Source organism: Micromonospora sp. NPDC023888 (assembly GCF_040639415.1).
Classification (GTDB): domain Bacteria; phylum Actinomycetota; class Actinomycetes; order Mycobacteriales; family Micromonosporaceae; genus Micromonospora.
Genome location: NZ_JBEZZW010000026.1, coordinates 62,214 through 83,063, shown reverse-complemented (window position 1 = coordinate 83,063; position 20,850 = coordinate 62,214). Strand labels below are relative to the sequence as shown.

At 71.9% G+C, this 20,850-nt stretch carries 21 protein-coding genes; 19 read left to right on the top strand and 2 right to left on the bottom strand.

Annotated features, from left to right (window positions below; genetic code table 11):
- Positions 1–102 precede the first annotated feature (102 nt).
- The 5 genes from AB0F61_RS22555 (at position 103) to AB0F61_RS22535 (ending at position 3,952) form a co-directional block, all read left to right on the top strand.
- Positions 103–582 carry a UDP-N-acetylglucosamine--LPS N-acetylglucosamine transferase gene (locus tag AB0F61_RS22555; RefSeq protein ID WP_357812692.1) on the top strand — a complete coding sequence of 160 codons (480 nt, stop codon included), beginning with the start codon at positions 103–105 and terminating at the stop codon, positions 580–582.
- Positions 579–1,250 carry a glycosyltransferase gene (locus AB0F61_RS22550; protein WP_357812690.1) on the top strand — a complete coding sequence of 224 codons (672 nt, stop codon included), beginning with the start codon at positions 579–581 and terminating at the stop codon, positions 1,248–1,250. Before AB0F61_RS22555 ends, AB0F61_RS22550 begins: the two co-directional genes overlap by 4 nt.
- Positions 1,247–2,170: a glycosyltransferase gene (locus AB0F61_RS22545; protein ID WP_357812688.1), complete on the top strand. Its 924-nt coding sequence runs from the start codon at positions 1,247–1,249 to the stop codon at positions 2,168–2,170. Before AB0F61_RS22550 ends, AB0F61_RS22545 begins: the two co-directional genes overlap by 4 nt.
- A 100-nt stretch (positions 2,171–2,270) precedes the next feature.
- Positions 2,271–3,449 carry a chorismate synthase gene (gene aroC, locus AB0F61_RS22540; protein WP_357812686.1) on the top strand — a complete coding sequence of 393 codons (1,179 nt, stop codon included), beginning with the start codon at positions 2,271–2,273 and terminating at the stop codon, positions 3,447–3,449.
- On the top strand, positions 3,449–3,952 hold the full coding sequence (locus AB0F61_RS22535; protein ID WP_357812684.1) for a shikimate kinase: 504 nt from the start codon (positions 3,449–3,451) through the stop codon (positions 3,950–3,952). Before aroC ends, AB0F61_RS22535 begins: the two co-directional genes overlap by 1 nt.
- 30 nt (positions 3,953–3,982) lie before the next feature.
- Here AB0F61_RS22535 and AB0F61_RS22530 read toward each other — a convergent pair whose 3' ends face one another.
- Complete coding sequence (locus AB0F61_RS22530; protein WP_357812682.1) at positions 3,983–4,711, bottom strand: alpha/beta hydrolase; 729 nt, start codon at positions 4,709–4,711, stop codon at positions 3,983–3,985.
- A 79-nt stretch (positions 4,712–4,790) separates the two neighbouring features.
- Here AB0F61_RS22530 and AB0F61_RS22525 point away from each other — a divergent pair, with 79 nt between their 5' ends.
- The 5 genes from AB0F61_RS22525 to nusB all read left to right on the top strand — a co-directional run bounded on the left by AB0F61_RS22525 (position 4,791) and on the right by nusB (position 8,732).
- Positions 4,791–5,789 (top strand): YafY family protein, encoded by a 999-nt coding sequence (locus tag AB0F61_RS22525; protein WP_357812680.1) that lies wholly within the window; start codon positions 4,791–4,793, stop codon positions 5,787–5,789.
- A 10-nt stretch (positions 5,790–5,799) separates the two neighbouring features.
- Positions 5,800–6,879, top strand: coding sequence for a 3-dehydroquinate synthase (gene aroB, locus AB0F61_RS22520; protein ID WP_357812677.1), 1,080 nt, complete (start codon positions 5,800–5,802; stop codon positions 6,877–6,879).
- Positions 6,876–7,307, top strand: a complete 432-nt coding sequence (gene aroQ, locus AB0F61_RS22515; protein WP_357812675.1) for a type II 3-dehydroquinate dehydratase — start codon at positions 6,876–6,878, stop codon at positions 7,305–7,307. Before aroB ends, aroQ begins: the two co-directional genes overlap by 4 nt.
- Before the next feature lie 433 nt (positions 7,308–7,740).
- Entirely contained in the window at positions 7,741–8,298 is a 558-nt protein-coding gene (efp, locus tag AB0F61_RS22510; RefSeq protein WP_007458344.1) for an elongation factor P, read from the top strand.
- 23 nt (positions 8,299–8,321) lie between these two features.
- Positions 8,322–8,732: a transcription antitermination factor NusB gene (gene nusB / locus AB0F61_RS22505; RefSeq protein WP_184188983.1), complete on the top strand. Its 411-nt coding sequence runs from the start codon at positions 8,322–8,324 to the stop codon at positions 8,730–8,732.
- 75 nt (positions 8,733–8,807) lie between these two features.
- Here nusB and AB0F61_RS22500 read toward each other — a convergent pair whose 3' ends face one another.
- A complete protein-coding gene (locus AB0F61_RS22500) occupies positions 8,808–9,296 on the bottom strand; it encodes a transcriptional regulator (protein ID WP_007458348.1) in 489 nt (162 codons plus the stop codon).
- Between the two features lie 288 nt (positions 9,297–9,584).
- On the opposite strand from AB0F61_RS22500, the gene pyrR reads away from it, so the two are divergent.
- The 9 genes from pyrR to mihF all read left to right on the top strand — a co-directional run bounded on the left by pyrR (position 9,585) and on the right by mihF (position 20,835).
- Positions 9,585–10,169 (top strand): bifunctional pyr operon transcriptional regulator/uracil phosphoribosyltransferase PyrR, encoded by a 585-nt coding sequence (gene pyrR, locus AB0F61_RS22495; RefSeq protein ID WP_357812673.1) that lies wholly within the window; start codon positions 9,585–9,587, stop codon positions 10,167–10,169.
- On the top strand, positions 10,166–11,092 hold the full coding sequence (locus AB0F61_RS22490) for an aspartate carbamoyltransferase catalytic subunit (RefSeq protein WP_204944570.1): 927 nt from the start codon (positions 10,166–10,168) through the stop codon (positions 11,090–11,092). Before pyrR ends, AB0F61_RS22490 begins: the two co-directional genes overlap by 4 nt.
- A complete protein-coding gene (locus AB0F61_RS22485) occupies positions 11,089–12,366 on the top strand; it encodes a dihydroorotase (RefSeq protein ID WP_357812670.1) in 1,278 nt (425 codons plus the stop codon). Before AB0F61_RS22490 ends, AB0F61_RS22485 begins: the two co-directional genes overlap by 4 nt.
- The gene (gene carA / locus AB0F61_RS22480) at positions 12,363–13,526 is read left to right on the top strand and encodes a glutamine-hydrolyzing carbamoyl-phosphate synthase small subunit (RefSeq protein ID WP_357812668.1); all 1,164 of its coding nucleotides are present in this window, start codon (positions 12,363–12,365) and stop codon (positions 13,524–13,526) included. The genes AB0F61_RS22485 and carA overlap by 4 nt, the downstream gene beginning before the upstream one ends.
- Complete coding sequence (gene carB / locus AB0F61_RS22475; protein ID WP_357812666.1) at positions 13,519–16,866, top strand: carbamoyl-phosphate synthase large subunit; 3,348 nt, start codon at positions 13,519–13,521, stop codon at positions 16,864–16,866. The genes carA and carB overlap by 8 nt, the downstream gene beginning before the upstream one ends.
- On the top strand, positions 16,863–17,909 hold the full coding sequence (locus AB0F61_RS22470; protein ID WP_357812664.1) for a quinone-dependent dihydroorotate dehydrogenase: 1,047 nt from the start codon (positions 16,863–16,865) through the stop codon (positions 17,907–17,909). Before carB ends, AB0F61_RS22470 begins: the two co-directional genes overlap by 4 nt.
- A gap of 255 nt (positions 17,910–18,164) precedes the next feature.
- The gene (locus AB0F61_RS22465) at positions 18,165–19,439 is read left to right on the top strand and encodes an adenosylmethionine--8-amino-7-oxononanoate transaminase (protein ID WP_357812662.1); all 1,275 of its coding nucleotides are present in this window, start codon (positions 18,165–18,167) and stop codon (positions 19,437–19,439) included.
- 64 nt (positions 19,440–19,503) lie between these two features.
- Positions 19,504–20,340, top strand: a complete 837-nt coding sequence (pyrF, locus tag AB0F61_RS22460; protein WP_357812660.1) for an orotidine-5'-phosphate decarboxylase — start codon at positions 19,504–19,506, stop codon at positions 20,338–20,340.
- Positions 20,341–20,517: 177 nt separating this feature from the next.
- Positions 20,518–20,835 (top strand): integration host factor, actinobacterial type, encoded by a 318-nt coding sequence (gene mihF / locus AB0F61_RS22455; RefSeq protein ID WP_030335662.1) that lies wholly within the window; start codon positions 20,518–20,520, stop codon positions 20,833–20,835.
- Positions 20,836–20,850 lie beyond the last annotated feature (15 nt).

Below are 20,850 nucleotides of genomic sequence, written 5' to 3'. Positions count from 1 at the left end.
GATCGATGTATCGACCGGTCGCGCTATTCAACGACCGGAGAACGTGTGATCTGCTTCTGCCTGGCGTGAACTGGAATTCCAAGCGAACTTGTGGGGAGTCGCGTGGACACGAAGAACGACGACGATGCCGCGCCAGTGCTTCTGCTGGTCGGCTCCAGCGGCGGCCATCTGGCCCAACTACTCGCCCTGCGGCCCTGGTACGAACAGTGGCGGCGCTGCTGGGTCACCTTCGACACCCCGGAGGCGGTGTCCCTGCTGACCGGCGAGGACCTGGTGCCGGCGCACCACCCGACCACCCGCAACATCCCGAACCTGCTGCGCAACGCGTTGCTGGCCTGGCGGGTGCTGCGGGCCCGGCGGATCGCCGCGGTGGTCACCACCGGCGCCGGGGTGGCGGTGCCGTTCGTGGTGCTGGCCCGGCTGTGGCGCATCCCGACCGTCTACATCGAGGTGTACGACCGGATCGACACTCCGACGTTGACCGCCCGGCTCTGCCGGCCGTTCCTGTCCGCGATGCTCGTGCAGTGGGACGAGCAGCGCCGGCAGTATCCCGAGGCCACAGTCGTCGGGACGCTCCTGTGACGGGGGAGGCCGGCACCGCCTGGCGTCCGCAGGCCGGGTCGACCGGCGAGGAGCCCCGGCTGCCGCGCCAACGCGACACCTCGACCGGTCAGCTCCGGCTGCTGGTCGCGGTCGGCACCGACAAGCACCCCTTCGACCGGCTCGTCGACTGGCTGGCGCAGTGGCACGCGCAGGCCACCGACCCGGTCGGGCTGACGATGCAGCACGGGCACACCCGTGCTCCGCACCTGCCCGGCGCGGTGCCGTTCCTCGGCCACGACGCGCTGCAACAGGCGATGGACGAGGCCGACCTGGTGGTCTGCCACGGCGGCCCGGCGACCATCCTGGAGGCTCGCCGGCACGGCCACCTGCCCATCGTGGTGCCCCGCGACCCGGCCCGCGGTGAGCACGTCGACGACCACCAGCTCCTGTTCGCCCGCCGGCTCGGCGCCGCCGGCCTGGTGGCGCTCTGCGAGACCCGGGAGGCGCTGCACGGCGCGCTGGCCGACGGGGTGGCCGACCCGTCCCGGTACGCGGTGGCCGCCGACCCGAAGGCGCACGAGGCACAACGGGCGGCGGTGGCCCGGGTCGGGCGGATCGTCGACGACCTGGTGGCCCGCTCGACCCCGCGCCCACTCCGGCGGCGGGCCTGGTCCCGGCCGCGCCCGGGTGCGAAGGAGATCCGATGACCCACCAGCCAAGCGTCAGCGTCGTGGTGCCCACCCGGGACCGCCCCGAGCTGCTGCGGTCCGCGGTGCGCGCGAGCCTGGCGCAGGAGTACCCAGGCCCGATCGAGGTCGTGGTGGTGTTCGACAGGTCAGTGCCGGACGAGTCGCTGACCGAGCTGGCGGACGGCCCGGCCCGGGCGGTGCGGGTGATCGGCAACACCCGTACCCCGGGGTTGGCTGGGGCCCGCAACAGCGGCATCCTCGCCGGCACCGGTGAGCTTGTCGCGTTCTGCGACGACGACGACGAGTGGCTGCCCGGCAAGCTGGCCGTGCAGGTCGACGCGCTGGCCGCCGACCCGGCGGCCGAGTTCGTGTGTTCCGGCATCCGGGTCAGCTATGACGGGCACACCGTCGACCGGGTGCTGGAAAAGGACCGGATCAGCCTGGACGACCTGCTGCGGGACCGGTTGACCGAGCTGCACCCGTCGACCTTCCTGATCCGCACCAGTGCGCTGCGCGACGGGTTCGGGCTGGTCGACGAGGAGATCCCGGGCAGCTACGCGGAGGACTACGAGTTCCTGCTCCGGGCGGCGCGCAGCGCACCGCTGATCAATCTGCGGACACCCTCGGTGCTGGTCCGTTGGCACAAGCGCTCGTACTTCTCGCAGCGTTGGGACACGATCTCCGACGCCTTGCAGTGGCTGCTGCAGCGCTATCCCGAGTTCGCCGGCCAACCGGCCGGTGCGGCTCGGGTCGCCGGTCAGATCGCGTTCGCGCAGGCCGCCGCAGGCAACCGCCGGGGCGCGCTGCGGTGGGCCCGGCGCACCCTGCGGAGCAATCCCCGTGAGCCGCGCGCCTATCTGGCTCTCGCCGTCGCCGGTCGGGTGGTCCGGGCCGACGCGGTGCTGCGCACCCTGCACAAGCGCGGTCGGGGGATCTGACCTGCCGCCGGTGCCCGGTCGAGCGGGCACCGGCGTCCGCAGGGCGGGACGCGGCGGGCAGCGTGCCGGGTCGGTGGCGCGCCGTGACAGACTGACCGCTGTGTTGCGTTGGTTGACTGCAGGTGAATCGCACGGTCCCGCCCTCGTCGCGATGCTGGAGGGGGTGCCGGCCGGCATCGAGGTGACCACCACCGAGATCGCCGACGAGCTGGCCCGTCGGCGGCTGGGCTACGGCCGGGGTGCGCGGATGTCGTTCGAGCGCGACGAGGTCGAGCTGCTCGGCGGTCTGCGGCACGGTGTGACCCTGGGCAGCCCGGTGGCGATCCGGGTGGGCAACTCCGAGTGGCCGAAGTGGCAGACCGTGATGGCCGCCGACCCGGTCGACCCGGACGAGCTGGCCCGGCAGGCCCGCAACGCCCCGCTGACCCGTCCCCGGCCGGGCCACGCCGACCTGGCCGGCATGCAGAAGTACGGCCACACCGACGCCCGGCCGATCCTGGAACGCGCAAGCGCCCGGGAGACCGCCGCCCGGGTGGCGGTCGGCACTGTCGCCAAGGCGCTGATCCGGCAGGCGCTCGGCATCGAGATCGTCTCGCACGTCGTCGAGCTGGGCCCGGTGGCCGCGAAGCCGGGGCTGCGTCCCGTGCCGTCCGACGCCGCCCGCATCGACGCCGACCCGCTGCGCTGCCTCGACCCGGAGGCCAGCGCGCTGATGGTCGCCGAGGTCGACGCCGCGAAGAGGGCCGCCGACACCCTCGGGGGTGTGGTCGAGGTGCTGGCGTACGGGGTGCCGCCGGGGTTGGGCAGCCACGTGCAGTGGGATCGCAAACTCGACGCCCGACTCGCCACCGCGCTGATGTCCATCCAGGCGATCAAGGGCGTGGAGATCGGCGACGGCTGGCAGCAGGCTCGGTCCCGGGGCTCGGAGGCGCACGACGAGATCATCCCGTCGGCGACCGGCGTCCGTCGGGTCACCGACCGGGCCGGCGGGCTGGAGGGTGGCATCACCACAGGTGAGCCGCTGCGGGTTCGCGCCGCGATGAAGCCGATCTCCTCGCTGAACCGGGCACTGGCCACCGTGGACATCACCACCGGCGAGGCGGCCACCGCGATCAACCAGCGGTCCGACGTCTGCGCGGTGCCCGCCGCGGCGGTGGTCGCCGAGGCGATGGTGGCGCTGGTGCTCGCCGAGGCGGCCACCGAGAAGTTCGGCGGGGACTCGATCGCCGAGATCCGCCGCAACCTGGCCGGCTACCTCGACGCGCTGGTGATCCGCTGATGGCACCGGTCGTCGTGCTTGTCGGCGTGCCCGGGTGCGGCAAGACCACAGTCGGCCGGGCGCTCGCCGCCACCCTCGGAGTGGAGTTCCGCGACACCGACCTCGACATCGAGCAGATGGCCGGCAAGCCGATTCCGGAGATCTTCATCGACGAGGGTGAGGCGCACTTCCGTACCCTGGAACGGGCCGCGGTGGCCGCGGCGTTGGCCGCGGGCACGGGCGTGCTGGCCCTCGGCGGCGGCGCGGTGCTGGCCGAGGAGACGCGGGCCGCGTTGATCGGGCACCGCGTGGTGCACCTCTCGGTGGAGTTGCCGGACGCGGTGAAGCGGGTCGGGTTGGGCGCCGGCCGGCCGCTGCTGGCGATCAACCCGCGCGCCACCCTCAAGCACCTGATGGACCAGCGCCGGCCGCTCTACCGCGAGGTCGCCACCGTGACGGTGACGACCGACGGCCGGACCCCGGCGGCGGTCGTCGCCGAGATCGCCGCACTGCTGCCCCGCTGACCGGCCCGGTGACCGGCGGTCCCGGCTCGCTCAGCCGCGGGCGACCAGACCGAGGACGTCGGCAAGCGCCTTCGGCTCGCTGAGCATCGGCCAGTGCCCGGTGGGCACCTCGTGCAGTTGTCCGTCGGCCAGGCCGGTGAAGAACGGGTGCCGCTGGTCGATCATTTGCCGCACCACGCTGAGCGGAAAGGTGCTGGCGATCAGCGCCGTCGGGACCGGCCGCCCACCGGTGCGTCGCACCGGGTCGGTCGCGGCCCGCAGTGGCTGCGCGGTGGCCCGGGTACGCAGCAGGGCCAGCGTCGGCTCGTCCAGCCCGGCGAGGTTCACCGGATCGGCGAGCGGATCCCAGGCGGGCGGCGGCAACAGGTGGCCGTCGCCGATCGCTACCCGCAGGCGCTGCTGCTCCTCCGGCGGCACGGTGTCGAACTGCGCGGTGCCGTCGGGTAGCGGCCCGCTCTCCACGTAGACCACCCGGGCGATCCGGTCCGGGATGCGGTCGGCGGCCTGGGCGACCGGCATGCCACCGCCGGAATGCCCGACCAGCAGCACGTCGCGCAGGTCCTCGACCTCGATGAGCCGGACGATGTCGACGGTGTGCGTCTCCAGGCTCACCTCCGGCCCGGCCAGGTGGTCGCGTTCGGCAAGCCCGGTAAGCGTCATCGGGTAGACGTCGTGGCCCTGCGCGCGCAGGGCCCCGGTCACGTCCCGCCACGCCCAGGCGCCCAACCAGAACCCCGGCACCAGCACGTACGTCGCCATCTGTCGCTCCTTCTCTCGGTTACCGACAGACCGTACGATCGAATCCGGACAGAATCCGCCCGGTTTCGAGGAGTGGTCCGTGTCACATCCCGCCGGTCGGGTGCTGGCCCTGCTGGAGTTGCTCCAGGCCCGGCACCGCGCGACCGCCGCCGAGCTGGCCGGCCGGCTCGGCGTCGACGAGCGGACCGTGCGCCGGTACGCGGCCACCCTCGTCGAGTTGGGCATCCCGGTCACCGCCGACCGGGGGCGGCACGGCGGCTACCGGCTGCACCCCGGCTACAAGCTGCCACCGCTGATGCTCACCGACGACGAGGCGGTGGCGGTGCTGCTCGGGCTTGTCGTCGCGGAGCGGGTCGGGCTGGCCACCGAGCAGCCCGCCACGGCCACGGCGCTCGCGAAGATCCGTCGGGTGCTGCCGGCGGCGCTCGCCGACCGGCTCGCGGCCGTCCAGGAGCACCTCGGCTTCACCCTGCGCCGCCCCGAGCCGGAGCTGCGGCCGGCGTCGGGCACCCTGCTCGCCCTGGCCGCAGCGGCCCGCCACCGGCGGCGGGTGGCACTTGACTACCGCTCCTGGCGGGGCGAGCAGTCGCATCGTGAGCTCGACCCGTACGGCCTGGTCTTCCACTCCGGCCGCTGGTACGTCACCGGCCACGACCACCGGCGCGGAGAGGTCCGCACGTTCCGGCTGGACCGCGTCGGCGCCGTGACGCCCGGTACGGCGACGTTCACCGTCCCGGAGGGCTTCGACCCGGTGGCCCGGGTGACCCGGTCGCTGGCCGGCGTGCCCTACCCGCACGAGGTCGAGGTGCTGCTGGAGACCGACCTGGACACGGCTCGCCGCCGGATCCCGCCCAGCGTGGCCGAGTTGACCGTCACCGCCCAGGGAGTGCTGCTGCGGGCGCGGGCGGAGAGCCTGCCCGGGATGGCCGCGCTGCTCGCCGGCCTGGGCTGCCCGTTCACGGTGCGAGAGCCGGAGGCGCTGCGCGCCGCGGTGGCCGAGCACGCCCGCCTGCTCGCCGACTGGGCGGCCCGGCCACCAGGTGGGCAGCTACCGTCACCGCGCCGCCCGCTGGACTAGGCTGCCGGCGATGGACGAGGTGACCCGGATTCCGGTCGGCGGCGAGCGGCCGTACGACGTGTTGGTGGGACGTGACCTGTTGGGCGCGTTGCCCGGCCTGCTGCCCGGCGCGAGCCGGGCAGCGGTGCTGCACGCGCCCCCGCTCAAGGCCCTGGCGGACGCGCTCGGCGAGCGGCTGCGCGCCGCCGGTGTGCAGCCGCTGCCGATCGAGGTGCCCGACGCCGAGTCGGGCAAGCAGATCGACGTGGCGGCCGCCTGCTGGGACCGGCTCGGCGCGGCCGGCTTCACCCGTACCGACGCGGTGGTCGGGGTGGGCGGCGGCGCGGTGACCGACCTGGCCGGCTTCGTCGCGGCCTGCTGGCTGCGCGGGGTGCGCTGGGTGCCGGTGGCAACCTCACTGCTGGGCATGGTGGACGCCGCGGTGGGCGGCAAGACGGGCATCAACACGGCCGCCGGCAAGAACCTGGTGGGCGCGTTCCATCCGCCGGTCGGTGTGCTGGCCGACCTGGCCACCCTGGACAGCCTGCCCGCTGTCGACCTGGCGGCCGGGCTCGCCGAGGTCGTCAAGTGCGGGTTCATCGCCGATCCGGCGATCCTGGAGCTCGTCGAGCGCGACCCGGTGGCGGCCACCGACGCGCGCGGGCCGGTGACGCGGGAGCTGATCGAGCGGGCGATCCGGGTCAAGGCCGACGTGGTCGCCGGTGACCTGCGTGAGTCGGGCGTGCGCGAGGTGCTCAACTACGGTCACACGCTGGCCCACGCGATCGAGCAGCACGAGGGTTACCGCTGGCGGCACGGGCACGCCGTCGCCGTCGGCCTGGTCTACGCGGCCGCGTTGGCCCGCCTCGCCGGCCGGCTGGACGCGCCGACCGCCGAGCGGCACCGGGCCACGTTGAGCGCGCTGGGCCTGCCGGTGAGCTACCCGGCCGACGCCTGGCCGCACCTGTTGGCCGCGATGCGGGTGGACAAGAAGACCCGGGGCAGCCGGCTGCGCTTCGTGGTGCTGGACGGGCTGGCCCGCCCGTCGATGTTGGAGGGCCCGGACGACGCGCTGCTGGAGGCCGCCTACCGGGAGGTGGGCGTCCGGTGAGGGTGTACGTCCTCAACGGGCCGAACCTGGGCCGGTTGGGCACCCGCGAGCCCGAGGTGTACGGCGCGACCAGCTACGCCGATCTGGTGGCGCTCTGCGAGGCCACCGGCCGGGAGTTGGGGTTGGACGTGACGGTCCGGCAGACCGACGCCGAGCACGAACTGCTCGGCTGGCTGCACACCGCCGCCGACGAGGCTGCCGCGGTGGTGCTCAACCCGGCTGCCTGGTCGCACTACTCGTACGCGGTGCGCGACGCGTGCGCGATGTTGCGGGGGCCGTTGGTGGAGGTGCACCTGTCGAACATCCACGCCCGTGAGGAGTTCCGGCACCATTCGGTGGTGTCCGCGGTGGCGACCGGTGTGATCTGCGGCCTCGGCATCGACGGTTATCGCCTCGCTCTGCATCACCTGGCCGCCCGAGGCGCCTGACCGGCGGCTTCCCGCCCGCCGTACCCGGCCTTTCACCGCCTTTCGCGCCGGTCTGTGACAAATCACCGATTGTGATCGCTAACTTTCGTCGCCGAGCGTCACTCAGCGTTCCCGCCCGGCCGCGGCCCACCTGCCTGCTCGGTCCCCTTTGCTCTGCACCCGCGGATGCGACAGGGCGGTGAACTGCGGATATGTGAGCTGCGTTGCCGTAGGGGCGGCAGTCTGCCGGCACGGTGCGTGACTGTCGCATATAGGGAAGCAGAGCAAAGGGGTCGACCAGGGGTAAGGCATCTCCCCTGAGGGTCACTCTGTGTTATCTGCGTGGGCGTCGATGCCCACGGGGTGGCCCTCGCCGAAGTAGGGCGGTCAGCGGGTCTTGGCGCAGCTAGTAGACTCGTAAGGTCTGTCCGCCAATTGATGATCAAGGCAGGAAATGGCCTCCACCAACGACCTCAAAAACGGCCTGGTACTCAACCTGGACGGCGAGCTCTGGGCTGTCGTCGAGTTCCAGCACGTCAAGCCCGGTAAGGGTGGTGCCTTCGTGCGCACCACGCTGAAGAACGTGCTGTCCGGGAAGGTGGTCGACAAGACCTTCAACGCGGGCACCAAGGTCGAAACCGCGACCGTTGACAAGCGCACGATGCAATACCTGTACGCCGACGGTGAGGACTTCGTCTTCATGGATCTGGAGACGTTCGACCAGATCACCGTGCCCGGCGGCACCGTCGGCGAGGCAGCCAACTACCTGCTGCCCGAGGCGGAGGCGACCGTCGCCCAGCACGAGGGTGTGCCGCTCTACATCGAGCTGCCCACCAGCGTCGTGCTGGAGGTCACCTACACCGAGCCGGGCCTGCAGGGCGACCGCTCGACCGGCGGCACCAAGCCGGCGACCGTGGAGACCGGCGCCACCGTGCCGGTGCCGCTGTTCATCACCACCGGTGAGAAGATCAAGGTCGACACCCGCGACGGCCGTTACCTCGGCCGCGCCTGATGGCTGAGGGTTCCAAGCAGCAGATGCCGGCGCGCCGCAAGGCGCGCAAGCGGGCGCTGGATGTGCTCTACGAGGCAGACCTGCGGGACAAGCCTCCGGTGGAGGTGCTGGCCGGCTACGTGCAGCGGATCGAGCAGCCCCGACCGGAGCACCTGGGCTACGCGGTCGGCCTGGTCGAGGGTGTTGCCGAGCACCTCAACCGGATCGACGAGCTGATCGCCAGCTACGCCGAGGGTTGGACGCTCGAGCGGATGCCTGTCGTCGACCGCAACCTGGCCCGGATCGCCGTCTACGAGCTGCTCTACGTCGACGAGATCGACGACGCGGTGGCGATAAGCGAGGCAGTGGAGCTGGCCCGGCAGATGTCGACTGACGATTCGCCGCGCTTCCTCAACGGGGTGCTCGGCCGGATCGCCGAGTACGCCACCCGCTGAGCGTCGCACCGACGAACGCCGCAAGCCGAAAGGGCCCGTGCCAGAAGGCACGGGCCCTTTCGGTACAGCGACAGCTCAGGAGGCGAAGAACGCCCGCGGGTCGGCCACCAGCACACCGTGCTCGGTGAGCCGCTCGATCAGACCCGACGGCGAGGCGTCGTAGACGATCGCGAGCGCCCGCAGGTCGTCGGCGCGGATCGAGAGCACCCGGCCGTTGTAGTCACCACGCTGCTGCTGGATGGCGCGGGCGTAGCGGGCGACGTAGGCCAGGTCCTCGGAGGCCTCGTCGTAGAGCCGCTCCAGGTCCAGGACGATCTTGCTGGTGGGCTCGTGCCGGACACCACTGCCGTCAGGCAGCAGCTCCGAGACGGGGACACGGTAGAACTCGGCCAACTCGGCCAGACGGGACACCGTCACGGCCCGGTCGCCGCGCTCGTACGAGCCGACCACCACGGCCTTCCACCGCCCATTCGACTTCTCCTCCACACCCTGCAGGGAAAGACCCTGCTGCTGGCGGATGGAGCGCAGGCGGGCGCCCAGAGACTTGGCGTATTCAGAGGGCATTCGGACACTCCCAGTGCTGCTCGGGGTTCTCCCGTCGATCGCTACGGAGCGTGACGGTACGGGGAATGAGACACCTGGTCAAGTGGTCGTGACCTGACCGTTGGGGAGCGTCCGGGAAGTTATCCCCATTTCCTGGTCCTGATCCGGTGGTCAGCGGCCGCCGTCCAGCGGACCGGTGACCACTGGTAACGTGGCGTGAAGCCTCGGTCAGGTCCGCTACGCGGTCCGGCCGGAGGTGCCCGACATCCTTTAACGACCCGTCCCGTGAGGCGGGGAAGGAGGTCCGCCGTGGCATACCCACCGGCTGCCCGCTCGTCACCACCGCGACAACCCTCGGTGAAGGTGATCCTCGCCAGCGCCGACGTGCAACGCGTGGTCGACCGCATCGCCCACCAGATCCTGGAGAAGACCCAGGGCGCCGCCAACACGGTGCTGCTGGGGATTCCGACCCGGGGCACGCCCCTCGCCCGGCGGCTCGCCGACCGGATCAGCACCTTCGAGGACGTCGCCGTTCCGGTCGGTGTGCTCGACATCACTCTCTACCGCGACGACCTGCGCCGGCACGCCACCCGCGCGGTCGGCCCGACCGAGTTGCCGTCCGGCGGGATCGACGGCAAGCGGGTCATCCTCGTCGACGACGTGCTCTTCTCCGGCCGCACCGTCCGGGCCGCGCTCGACGCGCTCAACGACGTGGGCCGCCCGGCGTCGGTGCAGCTCGCCGTCCTGGTCGACCGCGGCCACCGGGAGTTGCCGATCCGCGCCGACTACGTCGGCAAGAACATCCCGACCTCGCTGGCCGAGAGCGTGAAGGTGACGTTCGCCGAGACCGACGGGACGGACGAGGTCAAGCTGTACGGGGGGACCACCTCATGATCAAGCATCTGCTCTCCGGCGCGGACCTGGACGCCGACACCGCCACCGAGATCCTGGACACCGCCGCCGAGATGGCCACCGTCGCCGGCCGGGAGATCAAGAAACTGCCCGCGCTGCGCGGCCGGACCGTGGTGAACCTCTTCTACGAGGACTCCACCCGCACCCGGATCTCCTTCGAGGCGGCGGCGAAGCGGCTCAGCGCCGACGTGATCAACTTTTCCGCGAAGGGGTCAAGCGTCACCAAGGGCGAGAGCCTGAAGGACACCGCGTTGACCCTGCAGGCCATGGGCGCCGACGCCGTCGTCGTGCGGCACCCCGCCTCAGGCGCCCCGCACCGGCTGGCCAACTGGGTCGACGGGTCGGTCGTCAACGCCGGCGACGGCACCCACGAGCACCCCACCCAGGCGCTGCTGGACGCGTACACCATGCGGGCCCGGCTGGGCCGGCTCGCCGGGCTGTCGGTCGCGGTGGTCGGGGACGTGCTGCACTCCCGGGTCGCCCGCTCCAACGTCCTGCTGCTCTCCACCCTCGGTGCGAAGGTCACCCTGGTCGGCCCGCCGACCCTCATCCCGGTCGACATCGCCGGAGCCCTCGCCCCCGCCACCGACGTCTCCTACGACCTCGACTCCGTGCTGCCGAACGTCGACGTCGTGATGATGTTGCGGGTGCAGCGGGAGCGGATGAACGACTCCTACTTCCCCTCCGCGCGCGAGTACGCCCGCCGCTACGGGCTGGACGGCCCGCGGATGCGCCGGCTGCCCGAGCACGCGATCGTCATGCACCCCGGCCCGATGAACCGGGGGATGGAGATCACCCCCGAGGTCGCCGACTCACCCCGCTCCACAATCGTCGAACAGGTCACCAACGGGGTCTCCGTGCGGATGGCTGTTCTTTACCTGCTGCTCGGAGGGAACAACCGGTGAGCGCGTACCTGATCACCAGCGTGAGTGTCGTCGGCGGCCCGCCGACCGACCTGCTGATCCGCGACGGCCTGGTCGCCGAGGTCGGGCCCGGCCTGTCCGCGCCGGACGCCACAGTCGTCGACGGCACCGGGCTGGTCGCCCTGCCCGGCCTCGTCGATCTGCACACCCACCTGCGCGAGCCCGGTCGGGAGGACGCCGAGACCGTCGAGTCCGGGTCCCGCGCGGCGGCGATGGGTGGCTACACGGCTGTCTGCGCGATGGCCAACACGTCCCCGGTCGCCGACACCGCCGGCGTGGTCGAGCAGGTCTGGCGGCTCGGCCGGGAGGCCGGGCTCGTCGACGTGCAACCGATCGGCGCGGTCACCGTCGGACTGGCCGGCGAGCGCCTGGCCGAGCTGGGCGCGATGGCCGACTCCGCGGCCCGGGTGCGGATCTTCTCCGACGACGGGCACTGCGTCGCCGACCCGAAGCTGATGCGCCGGGCCCTGGAGTACGTGAAGGCGTTCGACGGGATCATCGCCCAGCACGCCGAGGAGCCCCGGCTCACCGAGGGCGCGCAGATGCACGAGGGTGAGGTCTCCACCCGGCTCGGCCTGATCGGCTGGCCGGCGGTCGCCGAGGAGGCGATCATCGCCCGGGACGTGCTGCTCACCGAGCACGTGGGCAGCCGACTGCACGTCTGCCACGTCTCCACCGCCGGCAGCGTCGAGGTGCTGCGCCAGGCCAAGGCACGCGGGGTACGCGTCACCGCCGAGGTCACCCCGCACCACCTGCTGCTCACCGACGAGCGGGCGGAGAGCTACGACCCCGTCTTCAAGGTCAACCCGCCGTTGCGGACGGCCGCGGACATCGCCGCGCTGCGCGCCGCGCTCGCCGACGGGGTGATCGACGTGATCGCCACCGACCACGCCCCGCACGCCGTGGAGGACAAGGAGTGCGAGTGGGCGTACGCCCGGCCGGGCATGCTCGGCCTGGAGACGGCCCTGTCCATCGCGCTCGACGTGCTCGGCCCCGAGTGGGACCTGATCGCCGAGCGGATGTCGCGTACCCCCGCCCGGATCGCGGGGCTGACCGGGCACGGCGTCGACCCGACACCCGGCGCGCCGGCCAACCTGACCCTTGTCGACCCGGCCGCCCGCCGCACCATCGAGCCGGCTGAGCTGGCCAGTCGCAGTCGCAACACCCCGTACGCCCGCATGACGCTGCCGGGTCGCATCGTGGCGACCTTCCTGCGTGGCGAGCCGACGGTCCTGGACGGAAAGGCCATCAAGTGACCAAGCGCAGGCCCGCGATCCTCGTGCTCGAGGACGGGCGAACGTTCCCCGGTGAGGCGTACGGCAGCGTCGGGGAGACCTTCGGCGAGGCGGTCTTCAACACCGGCATGACCGGCTACCAGGAGACGCTCACCGACCCGTCGTACCACCGGCAGGTGGTGGTGCAGACCGCCCCGCACATCGGCAACACCGGCGTCAACGGCGAGGACGACGAGTCCGGCCGGATCTGGGTGGCCGGTTATGTCGTGCGCGACCCGGCCCGGATCGGCTCGAACTGGCGGGCCACCGGCTCCCTGGAGGACCGCCTCGCCACCGAGGGTGTGGTGGGCATCAGTGGGGTGGACACCCGGGCGTTGACCCGGCACCTGCGCGAGCGGGGCGCCATGCGGGTGGGCATCTCCAGTGTCGACAGCGACCCGCAGAGCCTGCTGGCCCGGGTCCGCCAGGCGCCGCAGATGGTGGGCGCGGACCTGTCCGCCGAGGTGAGCACCCCCGAGCCGTACGTGGTCGAGGCCCTCGGTGAGCACCGCTTCACCGTGGCGGCACTGGACCTGGGCATCAAGCGCAACGTGCCGCGCCGGCTCGCCACCCGCGGGGTGACCACGCACGTGCTGCCGGCCTCGTCGAGCATCGACGACCTGCTCGCCACCGGCGCCGACGCGATCTTCCTGTCGCCCGGACCGGGCGACCCGGCCACGGCCGACGGCCCGGTGGCGCTGGCCCGGGAGGCGCTGCGGCGGCAGGTGCCGCTGTTCGGCATCTGCTTCGGCAGCCAGATCCTCGGTCGGGCGCTCGGCTTCGGCACCTACAAGTTGGGCTACGGCCACCGGGGCATCAACCAGCCGGTGCTCGACCGGGCCACCGGCAAGGTCGAGGTGACAAGCCACAACCACGGCTTCGCGGTCAAGGTGCCGGGCGCGGGTGCCGACGCGGTCGTCCCCGACCAGGTGATCGACACCGACTTCGGCGGTGTACGGGTGTCGCACGTCTGCCTCAATGACAACGTGGTCGAAGGGCTGCGGGCCGTGGACGTGCCCGCCTTCACCGTCCAGTACCACCCGGAGGCGGCGGCCGGCCCGCACGACGCGGACTACCTCTTCGACCGATTCGCGGAACTGATCGAAGGCCGGATTCACAGCGGGGGGCGCAGCAATGCCTAAGCGGACCGATCTCAAGCACATCCTGGTGATCGGCTCCGGGCCGATCGTCATCGGGCAGGCCTGCGAGTTCGACTACTCCGGCACCCAGGCGTGCCGGGTGCTGCGCAGCGAGGGGATCCGGGTCAGCCTGGTCAACTCCAACCCGGCCACGATCATGACGGACCCGGAGTTCGCCGACGCGACCTACGTCGAGCCGATCACCCCGGAGTTCGTGGAGCTGGTCATCGCCAAGGAACGCCCGGACGCGATCCTGGCGACCCTCGGCGGGCAGACCGCGCTGAACACGGCCGTCGCCCTGCACGAGGCCGGCGTCCTGGATAAGTACGGGGTCGAGTTGATCGGCGCGAACATCGACGCCATCAACCGGGGCGAGGACCGGCAGTTGTTCAAGGAGATCGTGGCGAAGGCCGGCGTACGCCTGGGCGTCGACGACCCGACCGGGTTGGTGCCCCGCTCCCGGGTCTGCCACTCGATGGACGAGGTCGAGGCGACAGTCGCCGAGCTGGGTCTGCCGGTGGTGATCCGGCCGTCGTTCACCATGGGTGGTCTGGGCTCCGGCATGGCGCACACCCCGGAGGACCTGGCCCGCATCGCCGGTGACGGTCTGGCCGCCAGCCCGGTGCACGAGGTGCTCATCGAGGAGAGCGTGCTCGGCTGGAAGGAGTACGAGCTCGAACTGATGCGCGACCGGCACGACAACGTGGTGGTGGTCTGCTCGATCGAGAACATCGACCCGATGGGTGTGCACACCGGCGACAGCGTCACAGTGGCCCCGGCCATGACGCTCACCGACCGGGAGTACCAGCGCCTGCGGGACCTGGGCATCGCGGTGCTGCGCGAGGTCGGGGTGGACACCGGCGGCTGCAACATCCAGTTCGCGGTCAACCCGGTCGACGGCCGGATCGTCGTGATCGAGATGAACCCCCGGGTGTCGCGCTCCTCGGCGCTGGCCTCGAAGGCGACCGGTTTCCCGATCGCGAAGATCGCCGCCAAGCTGGCCATCGGCTACACCCTCGACGAGATCCCCAACGACATCACGTTGAAGACCCCGGCGGCGTTCGAGCCGACCCTGGACTACGTGGTGGTGAAGATCCCGCGGTTCGCGTTCGAGAAGTTCCCGGGCGCCGACCCGGAGCTGACCACCACGATGAAGTCGGTGGGCGAGGCGATGAGCCTCGGGCGTAACTTCGCCGAGGCGCTGAACAAGGCGATGCGCTCGATGGAAACCAAGTCGGCCGGTTTCTGGAGTGTGCCGGACCCGGCGGGCGTCACCCTGGCGGACACTCTCGCCGCGCTGCGGATCCCGCACGACGGCCGGCTCTACACGGTCGAGCGGGCGCTGCGCCTGGGCGCGTCGATCGCCGAGGTCAACGAGGCGTCCGGGGGCATCGACCCGTGGTTCCTCGACCAGATCGCCGCGCTGATCGAGCTGCGCGCGGAGCTCGTCGACGCGCCGGTGCTCGACGCCGAGCTGCTGCGTCGGGCCAAGCGGGCCGGCCTGTCCGATCGGCAGCTCGCCGCGCTGCGCCCGGAGCTGGCCGCCGAGGACGGCGTACGGACCCTGCGGCACCGCCTCGACGTGCGCCCGGTCTACAAGACGGTGGACACCTGCGCGGCCGAGTTCGAGGCGACCACGCCGTACCACTACTCGTCGTACGACCAGGAGACCGAGGTCGTGGCGTCGGACCGGCCGAAGGTGCTGATCCTGGGCTCTGGTCCGAACCGGATCGGGCAGGGCATCGAGTTCGACTACTCCTGTGTGCACGCGGTGCAGGCGTTGCGGTCGGCCGGTTACGAGACCGTCATGGTCAACTGCAACCCGGAGACGGTCTCCACCGACTACGACACCGCCGACCGGCTCTACTTCGAGCCGCTCACCTTCGAGGACGTGCTGGAGGTCTGGCACGCCGAGGACTCGTCCGGCCGGGCGGCCGGCGGGCCGGGTGTGGTCGGTGTGGTCGTCCAGCTCGGCGGGCAGACCCCGCTGGGGTTGGCGCAGCGGCTCAAGAACGCCGGTGTGCCGGTGGTCGGCACCTCCCCGGAGTCGATCCACCTGGCCGAGGAGCGGGGCGCGTTCGGCGCGGTGCTGGCTCGGGCCGGGCTGCGCGCCCCGGCGCACGGCATGGCCACGTCCTACGACGAGGCCAAGGCGATCGCCGACGAGATCGGCTACCCGGTGCTGGTCCGGCCGTCGTACGTGCTGGGCGGGCGGGGCATGGAGATCGTCTACGACGACCCGACCCTGCGCGACTACATCGGACGGGCCACCGACATCTCCCCGGACCACCCCGTGCTGGTGGACCGGTTCCTGGACGACGCCATCGAGATCGACGTGGACGCTCTCTGCGACGCCGACGGTGAGGTCTACATCGGCGGGGTGATGGAGCACATCGAGGAGGCCGGCATCCACTCCGGCGACTCGTCCTGCGCGCTGCCGCCGATCACCCTCGCCGGCTCGCACCTGGCCGAGGTCCGCCGCTACACCGAGGCCATCGCCCGGGGCGTCGGCGTCCGCGGCCTGCTGAACGTGCAGTACGCCCTCAAGGACGACGTGCTCTACGTGCTGGAGGCCAACCCGCGCGCGTCGCGGACCGTTCCGTTCGTGTCCAAGGCCACGGCGGTGCCGCTGGCCAAGGCGGCGGCCCGGATCGCGCTCGGGGCGAGCATCGCCGAGCTGCGGGCCGAGGGCCTGCTGCCCGCGACGGGGGACGGGGGCACGATGCCCGCCGACGCGCCGGTCGCGGTCAAGGAGGCGGTGCTGCCGTTCAAGCGGTTCCGGACCCGCGCCGGCAAGGGGATCGACTCACTGCTCGGCCCGGAGATGAAGTCGACGGGCGAGGTGATGGGCATCGACACCAACTTCGGGCACGCCTTCGCCAAGAGTCAGTCGGCCGCGTACGGGTCGCTGCCGACCGCCGGGAAGATCTTCGTCTCGGTGGCGAACCGGGACAAGCGCGGCATGATCTTCCCGATCAAGCGGCTGGCCGATCTCGGCTTTGAGATCGTGGCGACCACCGGCACCGCCGAGGTTCTGCGCCGGCACGGCATCGCGTGCGAGCAGATCCGCAAGCACTACCAGGCTGGCGAGGGCGACGACGCGGTGTCGTTGATCAGTGGCGGTCAGGTGGCGCTGGTGATCAACACGCCGCAGGGTTCGGGCGCCAGCGCCCGCTCCGACGGCTACGAGATCCGCAGCGCGGCCGTCACCGCCGACATCCCCTGCATCACCACTGTCCCGGGGGCCGCCGCGGCCGTGATGGGCATCGAGGCCCGCATCCGCGGCGACATGCAGGTACGTCCCCTCCAGGATCTGCACGCCATCCTCCGGGCCGCCCAGTGACAGTGTTCGAGCAGGCGGTACGGCCCTGGTTGTTCCGGCTCGGGGGTGGGGACGCCGAGGCGGCGCACGAGTGGACACTGCGGCGGTTGACCGCTCTGTCGCGGCGACCGGCTGCGTTGGCGGCGCTGCGCGCCCGGTACGCGGTCAGCGCGCCGCGCACGGTGTTCGGCGTGCGCTTCCCCAACCCGGTCGGGTTGGCCGCGGGGATGGACAAGGACGGCGCGGCGCTGCCGGCCTGGCCGGCCCTCGGCTTCGGTTTCGTCGAGGTCGGCACTGTCACGGCGCACGCCCAGCCGGGCAACCCACGACCGCGGCTGTTCCGCCTGCCGGCCAGCGAGGCAGTGGTCAACCGGATGGGCTTCAACAACGCCGGGGCCGCGGCGTTGGCCGCCCGGCTGGCGGCGCTGCCCCGCCCGCTCGGGGTGCCGCTGGGCATCTCGTTGGGCAAGTCCAAGGTGACTCCGCTCGACGAGGCGGTCGAGGACTACCTCGCCTCGTACCGGGCGCTGCGCGGGCACGGCGACTACTTCGCGGTGAACGTGTCCTCACCGAACACTCCCGGTCTGCGGTCGTTGCAGGACCGCACCCACCTGGACGCGCTGCTCGGTGCGCTGGTGGGGGAGAAGCCGGTGCTGGTCAAGATCGCACCAGACCTGACCGAGGCGGCGATCGCCGAGCTGCTGGAGGTCTGCCTGGCCCGCGGTGCCGCCGGGGTGATCGCCACCAACACCACGCTGTCCCGTACCGGGCTGGCCGCGGCCGACGCCGAACGGGGCGCCCAGGCCGGCGGTCTCTCCGGTCGGCCCCTCACCACCCGGGCTCGGGAGGTGGTCGACTTCGTGCACCGGGAGACGGCTGGTCGGCTGCCGATCGTCGGCGTCGGCGGGGTGCTCGACCCGGACGACGCGGCGCGGATGTTCGACGCCGGCGCCTCCCTGGTGCAGCTCTATACCGGCTTCATCTACCGGGGCCCGGCCCTGGTCCGGGCAGCCGCCCGCGCGACGGCCACGGCGGCGGCACCGGACCCGGTCGCCGACCGGTGACCCCCCTCGGCGCGGTGCTGGCCCGGCGCAACCGGGTACCGAGCCCGCTCGGCGCCGAGGAACCCACCCCCACCGCAACCCCTTTGCTCTGCACCCACGGGTGCGCCACCTGGCGCTCGACACTCGGCCACCGGGTGTCGCCCCCATGGGTGCAGAGCAAAGGCGGAGGAGAGGGAGAAGGAGGGGGAGGGGAGGGGTTAGACCCGGCCGCAGGGCGTCCGCGGTCCGGACCGTTTTTGGCACAGAGGAGTACGTGTGACACCCGAGGAGATCCTGGCCGTTGACCGGGCGCACGTCTGGCACCCGTACGCCGCGCTGCCGCCGACGAATCCGCCGTACGTGGTGCAGAGCGCCGAGGGGGTGCGGCTGCGCCTGGCCGACGGGCGGGAGCTGGTGGACGGCATGTCGTCCTGGTGGGCGGCGATCCACGGCTACCGGCACCCGGTGCTGGACGCGGCGGTGACCGACCAGCTCGGCCGGATGAGCCACGTGATGTTCGGCGGGCTCACCCACGAGCCCGCGGTGCGGCTCGCCCGGACCCTGGTCGAGCTGACCCCGGACGGTCTGGAGCACGTGTTCCTTGCCGACTCCGGCTCGGTGAGCGTCGAGGTGGCGGTGAAGATGTGCCTGCAGTACCAGCGGGCCGTCGGTCGACCGCAGCGGCGCAGGTTGGCGACCTGGCGGGGCGGCTACCACGGCGACACGTTCCACCCGATGAGCGTCTGTGACCCGGAGGGCGGGATGCACCACCTCTGGGGTGACGTGCTGCCCCGGCAGGTGTTCGCCCCGGTCCCGCCCGGCGGCTTCACCGACCCGCCCGACGACGCGTACGTGGCGGCGCTCGTAGAGACCGTCGAGCGGCACGCCGACGAACTCGCCGCGGTGATCGTCGAGCCCGTCGTCCAGGGCGCCGGCGGGATGCGGTTCCACCATCCGGGCTACCTGCGGGTGCTGCGCGAGGTGACCCGGGCGCACGGGGTGCTGCTGATCTTCGACGAGATCGCCACCGGGTTCGGTCGTACCGGTGCGATGTTCGCCGCCGAGCACGCCGGGGTGACGCCGGACGTGCTGTGCCTGGGCAAGGCGCTCACCGGGGGCTACCTGACGCTCGCGGCGACGCTCTGCACCCCCGAGGTCGCCCGGGGCATCTCCGCCGCTGGCGTGCTGGCGCACGGACCCACGTTCATGGGCAACCCGTTGGCCTGCGCGGTGGCCAACGCCTCCATCGGGCTGCTGCGGGCCGGAGACTGGTCGGCGCAGGTCGCCAGGGTTGGTGCCGGCCTGCGCGCCGGCCTGGAGCCCCTGCGCGGTGCGCCGGGCGTGGCCGACGTGCGGGTGCTCGGCGCGATCGGGGTGGTCCAGCTCGATCACGAGGTCGATCTCGGCGCGGCCACCGTGGCCGCGGCGGATCAGGGGGTGTGGCTGCGCCCGTTCCGCGACCTGGTCTACACGATGCCGCCGTACGTCACCGACGACGCCGACCTGGCCCGGATCACGGCCGGGGTGGCGGCGGCGGTCGCGGCCGGCTGAACCGCAGTCGGCAACGGACACCCGGGAGGCGGTCCGCCGCCCGGCAGGAGAGAGGGAGTACCGGATGGAGAGCTTCGGAACCCGGCTGCACCGGGCGATGAGCGAGCGGGGGCCGCTCTGTGTGGGCATCGATCCGCATCCCGGTCTGCTGGCCCGCTGGGGCCTCCCGGACGACGTTCGGGGGCTGGACCGGTTCACGCGAACCGTCGTGGAGGCACTCGGTGACCGGGTTGCGGTGGTGAAGCCTCAGTCGGCCTTTTTCGAGCGATTCGGATCCCGCGGAGTGGCGATTCTTGAGTCAACTATCCGACAGTTACGGGATGCCGGCTCGCTCGTTCTCCTCGACGTCAAGCGCGGCGACATCGGCTCGACGGTGAGCGCGTACGCCTCCGCGTACCTCGATCCATCCAGCCCCATGTATGTCGACGCGGTCACCGCGAGCCCCTACCTCGGGGTCGGTTCGCTGGCGCCGATGTTCGAGCTGGCCGCCAAGCACGGCGGCGGCGTCTTCGTGCTGGCCCTCACCTCCAACCCCGAGGGCGCGGCCGTGCAGCGGGCCCGCACGGCCGACGGCCGCACCGTGGCGCAAACCGTGATCGACGAGATTTCCCAGCTCAACAGGGGTGCGACTCCGCTCGGGAGCTTCGGCCTGGTGGTCGGTGCGACCATCGGCGACACCGGTCACGACCTCTCCGGCGTGGGGGGTCCGCTGCTCGCCCCGGGGCTCGGCGCGCAGGGCGCGGGTGCCGCCGATCTGCGTGCCGTCTTCGGTTCGAGCCTCGCCGCGGTGCTCCCGTCGTACTCCCGGGAGGTGCTCTCGGCCGGCCCCGATGTCGCCGCCCTGCGGGCCGCCGCGGACCGCGTTCTGGCGGACTGCCGGGCCGTATTGCCTGCCCGGTGACTGACTGACGGGTCGGTCACCTTACGGTGATCATGCGGCCCCACGTTGCCGAAAGCTCCGTTGGCCGCTAGTTTTCCCCGCGCTGGGAACCATGGACCCCTTGGTTCACAGCGACACCACGTTTCACAGATGCGGCGGTGCGCCCCGCCCGCCGCGATAGGGACCTGAGGAGAACTGGTGCCGCTCCCGTCACTGACCCCCGAACAACGCGCTGCCGCGCTCGAGAAGGCCGCGGAGATCCGCAAGGCCCGTGCTCAGCTGAAGGAGCAGCTCAAGCAGGGCAAGACCACTCTTGGTGCCGTCCTCGAGCGCGCCGAGAGCGACGACGTCGTCGGAAAGCTCAAGGTTTCGGCCGTCCTGCAGGCCATGCCGGGTATCGGCAAGATCCGGGCTACCCAGATCATGGAGAAGCTCAAGATCGCCGACAGCCGTCGCCTGCGTGGCCTCGGCGAGCAGCAGCGCAAGGCACTGCTTGGAGAGTTCGCCGCCAACTGAACCTGGCAGCGTGTA